The following is a 15,856-nucleotide window of genomic DNA, read 5'->3' as shown; positions in this document are numbered from 1 at the left end:
GAGGCCCCATGGACCGCCACGAGATCACCAACGGCCGCCTGAGCGCCGCCATCAAGGCCGACGGTGCGGAGCTGTGCTCGCTACGCGACACCCAGGGGCGGGAACTGCTGTGGCAGGCCGGCCCGGCATGGCCGCGCCACGCGCCGGTTCTCTTTCCCATCGTCGGCCGGCTGAAGGACGATCGGCTGCGCCACGCCGGCCGGGATTACCGCCTGACCCAGCACGGCTTCGCCCGCGACCGCCGCTTCGCGTGGGAGGAGCAAGGCCCGGCCGCCTGCCGCCTGTCGCTGACCGACGACGACTGGACGCGCGAGCGCTACCCCTTTGCCTTCCGGTTCGAGATGGCCTACGCGCTGGAGGGCGATAGCCTGACCGTCCGTCACCGCCTGTCCAACCCCGGCACCGAAGCGCTTCCCGCTTCCATCGGCGGGCATCCGGCCTTCCGCTGGCCGCTGATCGGCGGCCTGCCCAAGACCGCGCACGAGCTGGTCTTCGAAACGGACGAGCCCGCCCCCATCCGCCGCGTGACCGGCGGCCTGCTGACGCCGGACCACCACCCCACGCCCATCCGGGGTCGTCGCCTGCCGCTGGACGAGGGATTGTTCGCCGATGACGCGGTGATCCTCGACCAGCCGGCCAGCCGTTCCGTCCGCTACACCGCGCCCGGCGCGCCGGCCATCGAGGTGTCCTGGGACGGTTTCGAACAGCTCGGCGTCTGGTCGAAGGCCGGCGGCGACTTTCTGTGCATCGAACCGTGGCACGGCCATGCGTCCCCGACGGACTTCGACGGCCCCTTCACGGACAAGCCCGGCCTGCTCCACCTCGTCCCCGGCGAGACGCGGGAATTGACCTACCGGATCACCCTCGGCATCTGAGCCGAAGGCGATTTTCCCTAGGCATAAAGTCGCCCCAAATACGAGCGCATCGAGAAATGAATCCCGCATATCTGTGAAATTGACAGGTTTTTAATCCGACTTCCAATACACATCCATTATGATGAGAGCCAACCCAGACCCGAATACATGAACGAATACACAATGATGACGTATTGACCAAAACTCCCCCACGGTGATTTGCTGGATGCGGCGACATTCCGTCGCCGTTTGGCGGCCCTTCACTCAACGCAAGCAACCTTCTGCTTAGGCTTGAGCTTGGTCCGCACAAATCAACCCGATAGCACGATGGGAGATGAGCAATGAGGAAAATCCTTGCTCTCCCGGTGATGGCCCTCTGCGCAATCAGCGTTGCGGCCAATGCTGCACCCGTGAAGCTTAGCAAAGAGAAAATGGCGACCGTTACCGCTGGGGCCTTGACCGAGCCGACAAAACCCAACGGCAACACCAACGGCTGCCAAACCAATCCGAACTGCGCCGTTTACACCCCCAATGGCAAAAACACACCGCCAGGCGCGCAGTAAAGCCGTAAGAAATCATAAGCAGACGGCCTGTGGGGAAGGATGTCCATGCCGGCTCGTGAATACACTTTCAAAAACAGCTGACGATGGACCTTTCTCCTCTCTCTATCAGCGGCGTTCGCTGGGGCCGGGCGCAGCGCCGGCTTATCGATGGAGACGGCAAATGAAAAAGCTTCTTGTTCTCTCGGTTCTGGCTCTTGGCGCGCTGAGCGTCGCGGCCAATGCTGCGCCCGTGAAGCTCGGCAAGGACAGGATGGCGTCGATCACCGCCGGTGCGATCACGCCCAAAACAACAAATCCTGGCGGCCAATCGGGCGGCTGCTCCAACAACAAAAACTGCACGACCGTTTTTGTGAACCCCACCGGTTTTCCGCCTCCGGGGCAGAACAATTAAACCAACTCGTCTATCGGGAGACAATTTCCGATGAGCAACGAAGGCCCCTTCCGGTGGGTATGCACGCAGAAGTGGGCCTTCGCCCTTTTAGCGGTTTCGGTGTGTTTTCCTGTTCTTTCCGCCGAAGCGGGGCGGCCGGTGCGCTCGCTGGCGGAAATCCGGCACGACCGCGTGGTCATGCAGAAGTGGGACATGAGCTGCGGGGCTGCGGCGCTTGCCACGCTGCTGACCTACGACCACAACGATCCCGTGCCCGAGCGCGAAGTCGCCACGGCGATGCTTCGCCGAACCCAGCCGCTCAAGGTGCGCGCTCAAGGCGGTTTCTCGCTTCTCGATCTCCAGGAGTACGCCCAAGGCCGCGGTTACGAAGCGGACGGGTACGGCGAACTCTCCTTCAGCGACCTCCGGGACATGGCTCCGGCCATTGTCCCGATCCAGGTACACGGCTACGATCACTTCGTCGTGTTTCGCGGTGTTCGAGGTGACGACGTGCTCTTCGCAGACCCGGCCTACGGCAATCGTACACTGCCGCTTCCCGAATTTGAGAACAGTTGGGTGCAGAAGGTGGCGTTCGTCGTCACGCGTCCCACCCCATGAAACGGCTTATCCCTGCCATACTGCTGGTCGCATCCTGCGCCGGCACCGACCCACGCGTCGCCGAACTGGAGCACCAACTGCGCGACCGCGACGCCGAGATTGCCGCGTTGCGCCAGCAACTCGGCTCCAACAACCTCCCTCGCGAGCAGGCCGCCGCCCCCCGTCCGCCATCCTCCGGACAGCCGGCCTCCAATGTCCCCGAGGAGGAAACCAGCCGCGCCCTTGAACAGGCCCTCGTGCGGCAGGGCGGCTCGGTCCTCGCGCGCGGAACCGTGCAGGTCGAACCAGAGCTGTCCTACGTCTACAGCGAGCCCACCAAAGGCTTTCGGCGCGATACCTTCGGATCGGCGGGAACCGTCCGGGTCGGGCTGCCGTGGGACATGCAGGCCGACCTAAGGGTGCCCGTCGTCATCCACGACCGGCTGAAGCAGGGCGGCACCTCGGCGGGCCTCGGCGACATCTCGCTTGGCCTGACCAAATCGGTGGTCGTCGAACGGGATTACGTGCCGGAACTGCTGGTGTTCGGGAACTGGCAGGCGCCGACGGGCCGAAGCGACGCCATCCCTCCGACCGGCAGCGGCGCCCACGCCGTCCAAGCCGGCGTGACAGCGGTCAAGCGGAAGGACCCGGTGGCCCTTTACGGCTCCCTGTCCTACACCTGGAACGGGCGCTCCAGCGACTTTGACTATGGCGACACCTTGGGTGGCACGCTGGGCGTCATCCTGGCCGCGACGCCGGACACCTCAATACTCGCCGACGTCAATCTGAACTCCCATTTCGCCTCACGGGTCGGTGGACAGGCGATCACCCAAAGCGACCGGCTGATCGGGACCTTCGAACTTGGGGCGGCAACCGTGATGGGGCGCGATCTGCTGCTGAACGTCACGGCGGGTGTTGGCTTTACCCCGGCCGCTCCGGATTTTCGGCTGACTGTCTCGTTGCCGAAGCGGTTTTAAGAACACCGATCCTTCCGAAAAGCGTCGCGCCGCCTCCGCGATCTCCATTCAAAAAGGAGGCAAGACAACACTCGCCATAGCCTCGGGCGCTTCTTTATTCAGACTTCCCTTTCCATCCTCATTCAATAAAGTGAAAAAGGACGAAAAGGGAGGGCCCGCCATGATGCAGTTCATGATCCAGTTCAAATTCGGCCCGGACAACTTTAAGGCTCTGGTCCAGCGCCCGGAGAACCGGACCGACATCGTCCGCCGGGGCGTGGAATCCTTCGGCGGACGCCTGCACTCCCTGCATTTCGCCTATGGGAAGTACGACGGCGTCCTGATGGCGGAGTTTCCCGACAGCGAGAGCTGCACGGCCTTCCTGATGATGGTCGCCTCGAAGGGCGGCGTGACCGGCTTCGCGACCACCGTGCTGCTGGATCCGGAGGAGGTCCGGCGGTCCCTGCAACGCGCCGCCGAAACCTCCACCGATTACCGTCCCGCCGCCACTACAGCGGCGTGACCGTCAGGATGCCGAGCGCCGATCCAGAGGAACGAAGGGCCGCCCCGGATTGCCGGTGTACAGCTGCCGGGGCCGCCCGATCTTCTGCTGCGGATCCTCGATCATCTCCTTCCACTGGGAGATCCAGCCGACGGTGCGGGCCAGCGCGAACAGCACGGTGAACATGCTGGTCGGGAAGCCCATCGCCTTCAGGATGATGCCCGAATAGAAATCGACGTTCGGGTACAGCTTCTTCTCGACGAAGTAATCGTCCTCCAGCGCGATCCTCTCCAGCTCCATCGCGATGGCGAGGTGCGGCTCGTCCTTGATGCCCAGCACGTCCAGAACCTCGTAGCAGGTCTGGCGCATGATCTTGGCGCGCGGGTCGTAGTTCTTGTAGACCCGGTGGCCGAAGCCCATCAGGCGGAACGGGTCGTTCTTGTCCTTGGCGCGGCGGATGAACTCGGGGATGCGCTCCACCGAACCGATCTGCTCCAGCATCAGCAGCACGGCCTCGTTGGCGCCGCCGTGCGCCGGTCCCCACAGCGCCGCGATGCCCGACGCGATGCAGGCGAAGGGGTTGGCGTGCGACGAGCCCGCCAGCCGCACCGTCGACGTGGAGGCGTTCTGCTCGTGGTCGGCGTGCAGGATGAAGATCTTGTCCATGGCGCGCGCCAGGACCGGGTTGACCTTGTACGGCTCGCACGGATTGCCGAAGGTCATGTAGAGGAAGTTGTCGGCGTAGGGCAGATCGTTGCGCGGGTACATGAACGGTTCGCCGAGCGCGTATTTGTGGGCCATGGCCGCCATGGTCGGCATCTTGGCGATCAGCCGGTGCGAGGCGATCATCCGCTGCTGCGGATCGAAGATGTCCGTGCTGTCGTGATAGAAGGCCGACAGCGCGCCGGTCACGCCGCACATCACCGCCATCGGATGCGCGTCTCGGCGGAAGCCGCTGTAGAACTTGACCAGCTGCTCATGCACCATGGTGTGATAGGTGATGGTGCGCTCGAACTCCGCCTTCTGCTTGGGGTCCGGCAGCTCGCCGTGCAGCAGCAGGTAGCAGACCTCCAGATAATCGCAATGCTCGGCCAAGTCCTGGATGGCGTAGCCCCTATGCAACAGCACGCCCTGGTCGCCGTCGATGTAGGTGATGGCGGACTCGCAGCTGGCCGTGGAGGTGAAACCGGCGTCGAAGGTGAAGTAACCGGTTTCCGCGTACAGCTTGCGGATGTCGATGACGCGCGGCCCCGTCGTCCCTTCCAGCAGCGGAAGCTTGTAGGTCTTGCCCGTCGTGTCGTCGGTGACCGTGACGGTGCCCACCTGCTGGACGTCGCCGTGCCACGCCCTGCCCTTGCCGCTCTCCATCGCCCCTTCCTCCTTCCGATTGTTCGGTTTTCCTTTGCAACGTGACCTGTGCGCGAACGCGGGCTCGTCAATGGACCTCCCGCTTTCGCGCTAGAAGATTCCCGCCTCCAATCCGGCCGCCATCAGCGTGCCCAGTTCCTCGCATGGGGCCAGGAAGTCCTCGCGGAACGCTCCCCGGCAAACCAGCGGTTCCTGCACCGCGCGCCAGCGCAGGCCCGTGGCGATGCCGGCCACCGCGCGGCAGGTCCCGGTGCCGTCGTGTCCGGCCCGGACGAACAGGGCATAGGGCAGCCCCTGCGTGCGCTCCAGGCAGGGATAGTAGCTGCGGTCGAAGAAGTCCTTCAGCGCCCCGCTCATGTAGCCCAGATTCTCCGGCGTCCCCAGGATCAGCGCCTGCGCCTCCAGCACGTCCTCCGGCCCGGCCTCCAGCGGCGCCTTCACCGCCACCTCCACGCCCGCGACCTCCGGCGAGCGGGCGCCTTGCAGCACGGCGTCGAGCAGCCGCCGCGTGTTCGGCGACGGACAGTGCGCGACGATCAGCAGACGCTTGGCGGCCATGGCGCTCCCAATCCCTTGTCCGGCCAGTCTAGCACCGCCCCTTGGCGTCTACCTCCCCGACAAAGGTGCAGGTGCGCGGGACGAACCGTGAGGCGAAGTTCGTGACATCGCTTCTTCGATATCGAATTTATCGTTGATCAAACGCGTCTCGTTATAGCACTATAAAGAACAGTTTATGCACGCGGCGATATGCAATTTTCATTGTCCTGCTCGATAACTTTATGAGCAAGTCATAATAACCATCTTAAATTGCAGATTCGGCCCGCCCCCTCCAGCACGACAACGACACGAGCGTCCCGATCATGGCCACGACCACCCGCACTCCCGACCTGGAAGACGGCGATCTCGCCCTTGCCGACGCGCCCGCCATCAAGGACGCCGCCAAGGTCCCGGCACCGAAAACCCCGGCCGCCCCCAAGGCGGAGGGCAAGCAGACCGTGAAGAAGCTGAAGCTGGCGCTTCAGGGCGGCGGCGCGCACGGCGCCTTCACCTGGGGCGTGCTCGACCGCTTGCTGGAGGATGACCGGATCGAGGTGGAAGGGCTGATCGGCACCAGCGCCGGCGCCATGAACGCCACCGTCGCGGCGGCGGGCCTGATCGCCGGCGGCCGGCCGGAGGCGCGGCGCCTGCTGCACAACTTCTGGAAGAAGGCGTCGGACGCCGGCAAGAACGGCCCGCTCCAGCCGACCCCGATCGACCGGCTGGTCAGCCGGGGCAACATGGACTTCTCGCCGCTGTGGGCGTGGTACGACACCCTCTCACGCGTGATGTCCCCGTACGAGCTGAACCCGTCCAACGTCAACCCGCTGCGCGACATCATCGCCGACGTGGTGGATTTCGAGGCGCTGCGCAAGGCGCAGGACCAGGTGAAGCTGTTCGTCTGCGCCACCAACGTGCTGAACGGCCGCCTGCGCGTCTTCGAGCACCACGAGATCACCCCGGACGCCGTGATGGCGTCGGCCTGCCTGCCCTTCCTGTTCCAGGCGGTGGAAATCGACGGGGAGTATTTCTGGGACGGCGGCTACATCGGCAACCCGCCGATCTTCCCGCTGATATACGCCGGCGGCTGCAACGACATCCTGGTCGTGCAGATCAACCCGATCAACATTCCCGACGTGCCGCGCACGGCGCGCGCCATCCTCGACCGCATCAACACGCTGTCCTTCAACTCCAGCCTAATGCGCGAGATGCGGACGATCCAGTTCGTGACCGACCTTCTGGACAAGGGCGAGCTGGACCCCGACAAGTTCTCGCGGATGAACATCCACACCATCGACGCCGAGCAGGAGCTGTCGCAGTTCAGTGTCTCGTCCAAGCTGAACCCGGACTGGGAATTCCTGACCTTCCTGTTCCAGCTCGGCCGGCGCAAGGCCGCCCGTTTCCTGGAGCTGCACTTCGACAAGATCGGTGACCGTTCCTCGACCGAGATCCGCGAGAAGTTCTTCTGATGCCTCATAGGGACCGGACGCCGCCCCAGCGGGCGGTGATCCACCTGGATCGGCTGCGCGACAACCTGACGGCGGCCCGGCGTCTTCTGGCGCCGGGGGTCCGCGTCTGGGCCGTGGTCAAGGCCGACGGCTACGGCCACGGGGCCATGGCCGTCGCCCGGACGCTGGAACGCGCCGGAGCGGACGGCCTCGTCGTTGCCGGCACCGGGGAAGGTATGGCCTTGCGGCGGACCGGCATCCGCCTGCCCATCCTGGCGCTCGACCCGCCCATGGAGGACGAGGTATCGGACCTGGTCCAGTCGGGCCTGACCGCCACCGTCACCTCGCTCGCCGAGGCTCTACCGCTCTCGACATGCGCCCGCGCCCTCAACCGCCGGGTGCCCGTCCATGTGCGGATCGACACAGGGCTGGCCGGCCTCGGCGCCGCGCCGGACGACGCCGTGGAACTGCTGGCCCAACTCCGTCTGCTCGACGGGTTGCGGGTGGAGGGGCTGTTCACCCACCTAGCCTCCCCCTATTCCGGCTCGCCCGCCGACATCACGGCCGAACTCGCCCTGTTCGACCGCGTGGTGGCGGAGGCGACGGCACACGGCCTGCGCCCGCCGCTGGTCCACGCGCTCAGCAGCCCCGGCGTGATGCGGGCACCGCAGGCCACCTACGACATGGTTCGGCTGGGCTCGCTGCTGTACGGCATCCACATGGTCGAGACCGGTCCGGACCCCTTCGTCCCGGTGATGGAGGTGACGGCGCGGGTGGTCCGCGTCATGGATCTGCCGCCCGGCGCCCGTCTCGGCTACCGGGCCGGCGTGGCGGCGCCATCGCCCATGCGCGCGGCCCTGGTCGCCTTCGGCTTTTCCGATGGGGCCTTCCTGCACGCCTACCACAACGGTGCGATCCTGCTGCGGGGCCGCCGCGTCCCGCTGGTGGGCGATCCCTTCATGAGCGCCCTGCTCGCCGACGTCTCCGCCCTACCCGAGGTCGAGGCGGGCGACGAGGCGATCTTGATCGGCTGCCAGGGCGGCGAGATCCTGACGGTGGAGGAGGTGGCCTCCGCCTGCGGTCTGCGGGCCTCGGCGATCCTGATGCTCGGCCCCCGCGTGGCGCGCGAGTACAACGCCATCCCGACCCCAGCCGTCGCTCCCCTCGCGATCCCGGCGGAGTGACCCGACGATGGTGAAGAAGGCGACCGCTCCGGGCTCAACGACCTTAGACCTCTCCCCCCTAGGGAGAGGGTGTCCCGGAGGGCCGCCCGTGCCCCTCACCCGCCGCACGTTTCTCACCGGCACCGCCTCGCTCGCCGCCGTCGCGGCCAACCCACGCGCCACGCTCGCCGCCACCATCCCCGCCCCGCGCCCTAACGGCGGCCGCAAATGGCGCATCGGCTATGCCGAGAGCATGCCGTTCGGCAACTACGTCGCCACGCTGCACGGCGTTGCCCTGGCGCTCGGCCGCATGGGCTGGCTGTCCGGCGTCGCCGACGCCCCCTACACCCCCGGCCAGTGGGACAGCGCCGACCTCTGGCGCTGGCTGGCGGGACGCGACCTCGGCCCGCACGTCGAGTTCGTCGCGGACGCCTACTACCCGCGCCTCGACCGCAACGCGCCGGACGAGGCGCTGAACCGCCTCGCCACCGCCCGGGACATCGACCTGATGATCGTCATGGGCACCATCGCCGGCACCAAGCTCGCCACCGACACGCACACCGTCCCGACGCTGGTCTTCTCCTCCACCAACCCCGTCGCGGCGAAGATCGTGGCGTCGGAGAGCGATCCGGGGCGCGAGCATGTCTGGGCGCATCTGGATCTGACGCGCTTCCACCGCCAGCTGCGCATCTTCCACGACACCTTCCGCTTCCAGCGCCTCGGCGTCGCCTACGATGATTCCACGGTCGGCCGCGCCATCGCCTCGCTGTCCGACATCGAGGCCATGGCCGAGCGGCTGGGCTTCGCGCTGGTGCGCCGCCATGTCCGCCCCCCGGCGGACGAGGCCGACTTCCCCCGCTACTACGCCGACCTGGGCACCGCCTGGACGGAGCTGTCGGGTGAGGTGGACGCCATGTACATCACCTACGGCCGGTGGGAGCTGGACCGGTTCCGTCCCCTCGTCCAGCCCTTCCTCGACCGCCGCATCCCGACCTTCTCGCAGCTTGGGCCGGAGGAAGTGGAGCGCGGCGCGCTGATGAGCGTCGCCCGCGCCGACTTCGCCGGCATCGGGCAGTTCGGCGCCGGCACCATCGCCCGCCTGTTCGGCGGCGAACGCCTGCGCGGCCTGCCCCAGGTCTATTTCGACACGCCGACCATCGCCTGGAACATCGCGACGGCGGAGACCATCGGCCACCGCATCCCCTTCGACGCCCTGCTCGCCGCCGACACCGTCTTCGGGGGAACCTGAGCCATGCCGACCAGCAACCAGCCTGTTTCCCCGAACCCAGACCGGCGCGGCCTGTGGCCGGCCTTTCTGCTGTCGGTGGCGCTGGTCGTCCTGACGCTGGGTTTCAGCGCGGGCATCAACATCGGCTCCTTCCGGCAGAGCTACGCCAACGCCCTGATGTCCAGCTTCTCGGTCGCCGGAGGCAAGGCGGCCCGCAGCGTCGAGCACGCGCTGGCCTACGGCAAGGTGCTGGAGGACTTCTACGGCATAGAGAAGATCCTGGCTCAGGTCCGCACCCACCTGCCGGAGGCAGACGGCGTCCAACTCGCCCGCGCCGACGGCCGCATCCTCTATTCCGACCTCAAAACTCCCCAAGCCAACTCAGCCCAAACTCTGCCCGAAGCGGAACGCCGCCGCGCGGCGGCGGAGCTGGCGAAGCGTCCCATCCACGTTTCCTACGATGTGGACGGCGGCAAGTACCGGCTGCACATGGCGATCCGCCAGCCCGGCTCCGGCACGCTGGCCGGTCACCTCGTCATCATCTCCGACAAGGCGGTGGTGGACGGTCAGGTCGCCCGCTTTCAGGAACGCATCGTCACCGCCCTCGCCGCGCTCGGCGGCGCGTCCGTCCTGCTCTTCGGCGGCTTCCTGCTGGCCGCCGGGCTGTGGGGGCGCGGCCCCGCCGCCACCGACAAGCGGCGCCGCCGGCTGACGCTGGGCGTGCTGGCGACGGCCCAGATCCTCGCGGGCGTGCTCAGCTACCAGCATTTCACCGCCGCCTACATCGAAACGGCGGAGGTCTCCACCAAGGTCGTCGGCGACATCGTGCACGGCGATTTCGAAACCGCGCTGAGTCGAGGCGCGAGCTACCGGTCGCTGAGTGGGCTCGACGCCTATTTCGCCCAGATCGCCGCGACCGTACCGCACATCCGCACGCTGACGCTCGACACCACCGGCGCACCGCCCGAGCCGCCACAGAATCCCACCCTGGCCGAAGGGCGGGACTTCGACATCAGCCACCCGTTGCCCGCCGACCCGTCCGGCCGGGCACCGGCCCTGACCATCACCATCGCCGGGGAGCACATCACCGCACAGCTGCGCGAGATCGTGCTGGACATGGCGACGATCCTGGTCACGTCGCTGATGTTCATGTTCGAGTTCTACGCCTTCACCGCGACCTTTTCCGCCGGTCGGGCGACGGAGGCCGCCGGCGAAGGCTCCGCCGTCGCGGCGATGCGCTTCACCACCTTCCTGCTCTACCTCGGCGCCTTCCTGCCGGTGTCCTTCGTGCCGTTGGTCATGGGCACCTTCTCCGAGGGGTTGTTCGGCCTGACACCGATGCAGGCCGCCGCCGCGCCCATTTCCATGGAGATGCTGTGCGGGGCCGTCATGCTGCTGATCGCCGGGCGGCTGGTGCGCGCGGCCGGCTGGGTGCCGTTGGCGCTGGCCGGCTTCGGGCTGGCTGGGGCGGGCATGGCGCTGTCGGCCTGGGCCGGGGAGCCGCTGGCCTTCGTGCTGGCGCGCGGCCTCGTCGGCCTCGGCGTGATGGGGACCCTCGCCGCGCTCTACGGCCTGATCGACCGGCTGCGCGACCCGGAAAGCCGCACCGCCGCCTATCCCCAGATGTTCGCCGGCATGTACGCCGGGGTGAACTGCGGCGCGGTGGTCGGCGCACTGCTGGCGGGCCGCATCGGCTATCCACCGGTCTTCCTGATCGCGGGCGCCATCCTGGCCGCCGGCATCGCCCAGGCGTGGCTGTTCGTGCCCGCCTCCGTGAAGACCCGCCCCGCCCCCATCCCAGCCCTGACACCTATGCCCGCAAAGGCCAGGGGTCCCGGCGTGTGGCGCCCGTCCGTGGTCGCCTTCCTGCTGCTGATCTCGATCCCGACCTCGGCCTGCAGCATGTTCCTGCCCTACTTCTTCCCGCTCTTCGCCTCGGGGCTGGGGGTGTCGCCGTCCACCATCGGGCGGGCCTTCCTGCTGAACGGGATGTGCATCGTCTTCCTCGGCCCCGTCCTGGCCCGGCTCGCCCGCACCCATGTGGCGCCGTGGCTGGCGGTGCTGGGATCGGGCCTGCTGATCGCCGGGGCGCTGATCCTGTTCGGCGTGCAGGCCAGCCTGCTGGTCGCCTTCCTCGCCGTGTTCCTGATCGGCGTCGGCGACAGCTTCGGCCTCGCTTCGCAGCAGCAGTATGCCGAAACCCTGGTCGGCGAGGCGGCGGACAGCCGCGCGGCGGTGCGCGCCTGGCACCTGAACGCCCGCAAAATCGGGCAGGTGGTTGGCCCGATGCTGTTCAGCGCCGCCGCCGCGGTCAGCGTCGCGGGCGTCGGCATATTGGGAACCGGCCTGATCCTCAGCCTTGCCGCCTTCACAGCCATGGCCCTTTTCACGGTGCGCCGCCCGGCGCCGGCGGTGGCCTCATGATCCGCAATCCCGTCACCGAGACCGTCATCGGCGGCCGGCCCTGCCACATCGGCACGCTCGGCCCCGCCGCGCGCCACGCCGTGCTGGCCTTGCAGGAGGAGGGGATCGGCGACCTGATGTTCCCGATCTCGCCTGCGGAGGTCGATCACATGCTGACCGACCAGGGCGGTCGCATCGTCGGGGCGGAGGTGCAGGGCCGCCTCGCCGCCTTCTTCGCCATCCTGCTTCCCGGCCGCTCCCCGGACAATCTCGGCCGCGACGACGGCCTGCCGGAGGAGGCGCTGGACCATGTGGCGCACTGGACCGCCGTGATCGTCCGCCCGGACCTGCGCGGCCACGGCCTGCAACGGCGCCTGATGGCGGCGACGCTGGAGGCCGTCCTGCCGCCGCCGCGCGTGCGCCACTGGTTCGCCACCGCCCGCGTGGAGAACGCGGCGAGCGTGCGCAGCTTCCTGTCCGCCGGCCTCCGCATCGTCAAGGTCGGGCCGAAGTACGACGGCCACGACCGCTACCTGTTCCGTCAGGATTTTCCCGTCACCGCCGACGCCCACCACCGCGAGCACGCCTTCCCATGACCGGCACGGACACCAGACGCAGCAGCATGCGGATCCGCCTGCGGGTAGGCATCGCCACGGCCTTCCTGCTGACCGTCGTACCGTCGATCGCCGGCATGCTTGCCTACCTGCATATGGAGAACTCCCGCTCCGCCATGGCGGTGGCGACGGACGCCATCGGGCGCACCTCGGCCTCGATCGTCGAGGATCTTCGCGGCATGCTCAGCCCCGTCGCCCGCGTGGCGGAGGCGACGGCCATGTTCGGCAAGGTGGACCGCAACGGCCTGCGCCGCATCGAATCCCTGCGCTACTTCAACGACGCCGTCGTGAATCTGCCGCAGCTGGAGGCGCTGTCCATCGGCTTCACCAGCGACGGCGCCTTCTTCCAGCTGACCCGCCTCGACGCCGGGGAGAGCCGCTACGGCCCGAAGGGGGAGATCACCCCGCCGGAGACGCAGCTCGGCCTGCGCATGCTCGACGCCAGCTCGGGCGAGATGGCCGACTCCTACCTGTATCTGCGCCGCTGGGGTCAGGTGGTGGCGGTGGATCGCGGGCCGGTCACCTACGATCCGCGCACGCAGCCCTGGTTCCGCGCTGCGTGGCGTCAGCCGGGCGTGACCCTGTCCGACGCCTTCGTCTTCCCCTCCAGCGGGCGGCCGGGCCTGACCATGTCGCACCGGGTGGCGACCGACGACGGCGTGCCGATCGGCGTCGTCGGCGCCGACGTGTCGCTGGACGCGCTGGCCCGCCTGCTGGACGCCAAGCGCATCGGCCGCTCCGGCTCCATCTTCCTGGTGGACGAGAACGGGCGCGTCATCTGCCACAACCGGCCCGAGCTGCTGGTCCACACGGGCCTGCGCGGACCGGAGCTGGCGCCCGCCGCCGAATTCCCCGATCCCGTGGTCGCCGCCGCCGTCGCCCGCTGGAAGCGCGAGGGGCAGGACCGCTTCGTCGCGGCGCTCGGCCCGCTCGGCAAGGAGTACATCGTCGATTTCGCCCGCGTGCCCAACGACATCGGCAACGGCTGGACCGTCGTCACGGCGGTGGAGGTGGACGAGTTCATCGCCCCCATCACGCGAGCGACCACCAACATGGTGTTCGTCGGCGTCGCCGTGATCGCCGCGCTGATCCTGGTGGTGCTCTGGCTGTCGCACCGGCTGACCCGCCCCTTGCAGGCCATCGTCGCGGAAACCGACCGGATCCGCCGGTTCGAGCTGGAGGGCCCCCTCGACATCCGCTCCCGCATCCTGGAGGTGGACGAGCTGGCCAAGGCGATGGACACCATGAAGGGCGGCCTGTCCAGCTTCGGCGCTTATGTACCGAAGGATCTCGTCCGCTCCATGATCCGCACCGGCAAGGCCAGCCAACTGGGCGGGGAGCGCCGGCCGCTGACCATCCTCTTCACCGACATCAAGGGCTTCACCGCGTCGAGCGAGGGCATGCCGCCGGAAGAGGTGATGCTGCGCCTGTCCGCCTATTTCCAGGAGCTGACTGGCTGCATCCACGCCCAGGGAGGCACGGTCGACAAGTTCATCGGCGACGCCATCATGGCCTTCTGGAACGCCCCGCTGGCGGACGAGGACCACATCGGCCGCGCCTGCCTCGCCCTGCTCGCCTGCCGCGACGCCAACCAACGCCTGAACGAGCGCCTCGTCCAGGCCGGCGAGGCGCCCATGCCGACCCGCTTCGGCCTGCACACGGGCGACGTGGTGGTTGGCAACGTCGGTTCCGCCGACCGCATGCAGTACACGGCCCTGGGCACCCATGTAAACTTGGCCTCGCGCGTGGAAGGGCTGAATAAGAACTATGGCACGCAGCTGCTGGTCACCGGCGCGGTGGAGCAGGCGGTGCGCGACCGCTTCCTGTTCCGTCCGGTGGACCTCGCCGCCCCGTCGGGCCTGAGCAAGCCGATCCCGCTGTTCGAACTGGTTGGTACGCGCGGCAGGGAAGTCGGTGAAAACGGCGGCCTCTTCGCCCCCTCGCCCGAACTGCTCGACGAATGCCGGCGCTGGCAGGACGCCTATTACCTCTACCGTGCCCGACGCTGGGACGAGGCGCTGGCCGCCTTCCGCGCGCTGGCCGGAACCATGGCGAACGGCACCCTGGCCGAACTCTACATCGACCGCTGCCTGCACCTTCTGGCCGACCCGCCCGGCCCGGAGTGGGACGGCGCCGAACGCTACACCAAGAAATGAGCCGCCTTATGAAACAGCAGCGCTCCCCCTTCCTGCTGGCCGCCGGCCTTCTCCTGTCGCTCATCTTCGGTACGGCGAACGCGGCCTTCGCGGCGGACCCGGTGGTCATCAAGCTGGCCCAGCCCAACCGCAACGACGCCTTCGACAACCCGGCGGCGGCCATGGCGGTGGTGTTCAAGAGCCTTGTCGAAGCCGCGACCAACCGCGCGGTGCGCGTGGACATCTTTCCCGAAGGCCAGCTCGGCCGCGACGCCGACGTGGTGGGGCTGGTCCGCAAGGGGACGATCCAGACCGCAGTCTCCTCGGTCAGCGGCGTGGCGCCCTCCTATCCGCTGATCGGCGTGCTCGACCTGCCCTTCGCCTTCCGCTCGATCAGCGAGGCCTACGCGGTCTTCGATGGTCCCTTCGGGCAGCAACTCGCCGGCGACATCCGCCGCAAGACAGGGCTGGCGGTGCTGGGCTTCGGTGATCCGGGCGGCTTCTTCGCCATCACCAATTCGAAGCGACCGATCCGCACGCCGGAGGACATGAAGGGCCTGCGCCTGCGCACCATGGACCTGGAGACGCACAAGGCGGTGGTCTCCAGCCTGGGCGGGGACCCGGTCTCCATCGTCTGGTCGGAAACCTATACCGGCCTCGCCACCGGGGCGGCGGACGGGCAGATGAACCCCATCCCGATCATCCGCTTCGCCAAGTTCGACGAGGTGCAGCGCTACCTGACGCTGACCAACCACCTCTTCGCGCCCTTCGTCTGGGTGATGGACGGCAAGTTCCTGGACGGCCTGTCGCCGGCCAACCGCGCGGCGGTGCAGAACGCCGCCCGCGCCGCCGTGGTCGCCAGCCGGGGCCTCAGCCGCGTGATCGAGGCGTCCGACCGCGGCCTGCCGCCGCTGGCGCACCGGATGGAGGTCTACGTGCCCACCGCCAAGGAGCTGGAAGCCTTCCGTCAGGCCTCCCAGCCGGTCGTGCGGCGGCACATCGAGCACAAGTTCGGCCCCGAGGGCATGGAGATGCTGGCGCGCTTCGAACGCGCCATCGCCGAGGTTCAGTAAACCAAACCCGCAACGGTGAAGAGAGCAACAGAGGAAGCGACAGCC

15 protein-coding genes are annotated in these 15,856 nt (G+C 67.8%); 13 read left to right on the top strand and 2 right to left on the bottom strand.

Going from position 1 to position 15,856, the window contains the following annotated elements; all coding sequences use genetic code 11:
* The first annotated feature begins 8 nt into the window (after nucleotides 1–8).
* The 6 genes from J2852_RS24635 to J2852_RS24610 all read left to right on the top strand — a co-directional run bounded on the left by J2852_RS24635 (nucleotide 9) and on the right by J2852_RS24610 (nucleotide 3,863).
* Entirely contained in the window at nucleotides 9–875 is an 867-nt protein-coding gene (locus J2852_RS24635) for an aldose 1-epimerase family protein (RefSeq protein ID WP_209880802.1), read from the top strand.
* Nucleotides 876–1,195: 320 nt separating this feature from the next.
* A complete protein-coding gene (locus tag J2852_RS24630) occupies nucleotides 1,196–1,417 on the top strand; it encodes a hypothetical protein (RefSeq protein ID WP_209880801.1) in 222 nt (73 codons plus the stop codon).
* A 160-nt stretch (nucleotides 1,418–1,577) separates the two neighbouring features.
* Nucleotides 1,578–1,808 (top strand): hypothetical protein, encoded by a 231-nt coding sequence (locus tag J2852_RS24625; RefSeq protein ID WP_209880799.1) that lies wholly within the window; start codon nucleotides 1,578–1,580, stop codon nucleotides 1,806–1,808.
* Nucleotides 1,809–1,838: 30 nt separating this feature from the next.
* Entirely contained in the window at nucleotides 1,839–2,405 is a 567-nt protein-coding gene (locus J2852_RS24620) for a C39 family peptidase (RefSeq protein WP_209880797.1), read from the top strand.
* A complete protein-coding gene (locus J2852_RS24615; protein WP_209880794.1) occupies nucleotides 2,402–3,361 on the top strand; it encodes a transporter in 960 nt (319 codons plus the stop codon). Before J2852_RS24620 ends, J2852_RS24615 begins: the two co-directional genes overlap by 4 nt.
* A 160-nt stretch (nucleotides 3,362–3,521) precedes the next feature.
* On the top strand, nucleotides 3,522–3,863 hold the full coding sequence (locus tag J2852_RS24610) for a GYD domain-containing protein (RefSeq protein WP_209880792.1): 342 nt from the start codon (nucleotides 3,522–3,524) through the stop codon (nucleotides 3,861–3,863).
* A gap of 3 nt (nucleotides 3,864–3,866) precedes the next feature.
* Here the strand turns inward: J2852_RS24610 and gltA are convergent, their stop codons facing one another.
* Together gltA and J2852_RS24600 are read right to left on the bottom strand one after the other, a co-directional pair.
* On the bottom strand, nucleotides 3,867–5,210 hold the full coding sequence (gene gltA, locus J2852_RS24605; protein ID WP_209880790.1) for a citrate synthase: 1,344 nt from the start codon (nucleotides 5,208–5,210) through the stop codon (nucleotides 3,867–3,869).
* Nucleotides 5,211–5,300: 90 nt separating this feature from the next.
* The gene (locus tag J2852_RS24600) at nucleotides 5,301–5,768 is read right to left on the bottom strand and encodes a flavodoxin family protein (protein WP_246499954.1); all 468 of its coding nucleotides are present in this window, start codon (nucleotides 5,766–5,768) and stop codon (nucleotides 5,301–5,303) included.
* Nucleotides 5,769–6,070: 302 nt separating this feature from the next.
* On the opposite strand from J2852_RS24600, the gene J2852_RS24595 reads away from it, so the two are divergent.
* The 7 genes from J2852_RS24595 to J2852_RS24565 all read left to right on the top strand — a co-directional run bounded on the left by J2852_RS24595 (nucleotide 6,071) and on the right by J2852_RS24565 (nucleotide 15,811).
* Nucleotides 6,071–7,216, top strand: coding sequence for a patatin-like phospholipase family protein (locus J2852_RS24595; protein WP_209880788.1), 1,146 nt, complete (start codon nucleotides 6,071–6,073; stop codon nucleotides 7,214–7,216).
* The gene (gene alr / locus J2852_RS24590) at nucleotides 7,216–8,379 is read left to right on the top strand and encodes an alanine racemase (RefSeq protein ID WP_209880786.1); all 1,164 of its coding nucleotides are present in this window, start codon (nucleotides 7,216–7,218) and stop codon (nucleotides 8,377–8,379) included. Before J2852_RS24595 ends, alr begins: the two co-directional genes overlap by 1 nt.
* 88 nt (nucleotides 8,380–8,467) lie before the next feature.
* A complete protein-coding gene (locus J2852_RS31700) occupies nucleotides 8,468–9,607 on the top strand; it encodes an ABC transporter substrate binding protein (protein WP_343206813.1) in 1,140 nt (379 codons plus the stop codon).
* A 3-nt stretch (nucleotides 9,608–9,610) separates the two neighbouring features.
* Nucleotides 9,611–12,010 (top strand): MFS transporter, encoded by a 2,400-nt coding sequence (locus J2852_RS24580; protein ID WP_209880784.1) that lies wholly within the window; start codon nucleotides 9,611–9,613, stop codon nucleotides 12,008–12,010.
* A complete protein-coding gene (locus J2852_RS24575) occupies nucleotides 12,007–12,585 on the top strand; it encodes a GNAT family N-acetyltransferase (protein WP_246499953.1) in 579 nt (192 codons plus the stop codon). The genes J2852_RS24580 and J2852_RS24575 overlap by 4 nt, the downstream gene beginning before the upstream one ends.
* On the top strand, nucleotides 12,582–14,759 hold the full coding sequence (locus J2852_RS24570; RefSeq protein WP_209880783.1) for an adenylate/guanylate cyclase domain-containing protein: 2,178 nt from the start codon (nucleotides 12,582–12,584) through the stop codon (nucleotides 14,757–14,759). Before J2852_RS24575 ends, J2852_RS24570 begins: the two co-directional genes overlap by 4 nt.
* Nucleotides 14,760–14,767: 8 nt before the next feature.
* Nucleotides 14,768–15,811 carry a TRAP transporter substrate-binding protein gene (locus J2852_RS24565; RefSeq protein ID WP_209880782.1) on the top strand — a complete coding sequence of 348 codons (1,044 nt, stop codon included), beginning with the start codon at nucleotides 14,768–14,770 and terminating at the stop codon, nucleotides 15,809–15,811.
* Nucleotides 15,812–15,856: the final 45 nt, after the last annotated feature.

It is taken from the genome of Azospirillum soli, from assembly GCF_017876165.1.
Lineage (GTDB): Bacteria > Pseudomonadota > Alphaproteobacteria > Azospirillales > Azospirillaceae > Azospirillum > Azospirillum soli.
This window is presented reverse-complemented; position numbering and strand designations above follow the sequence as displayed.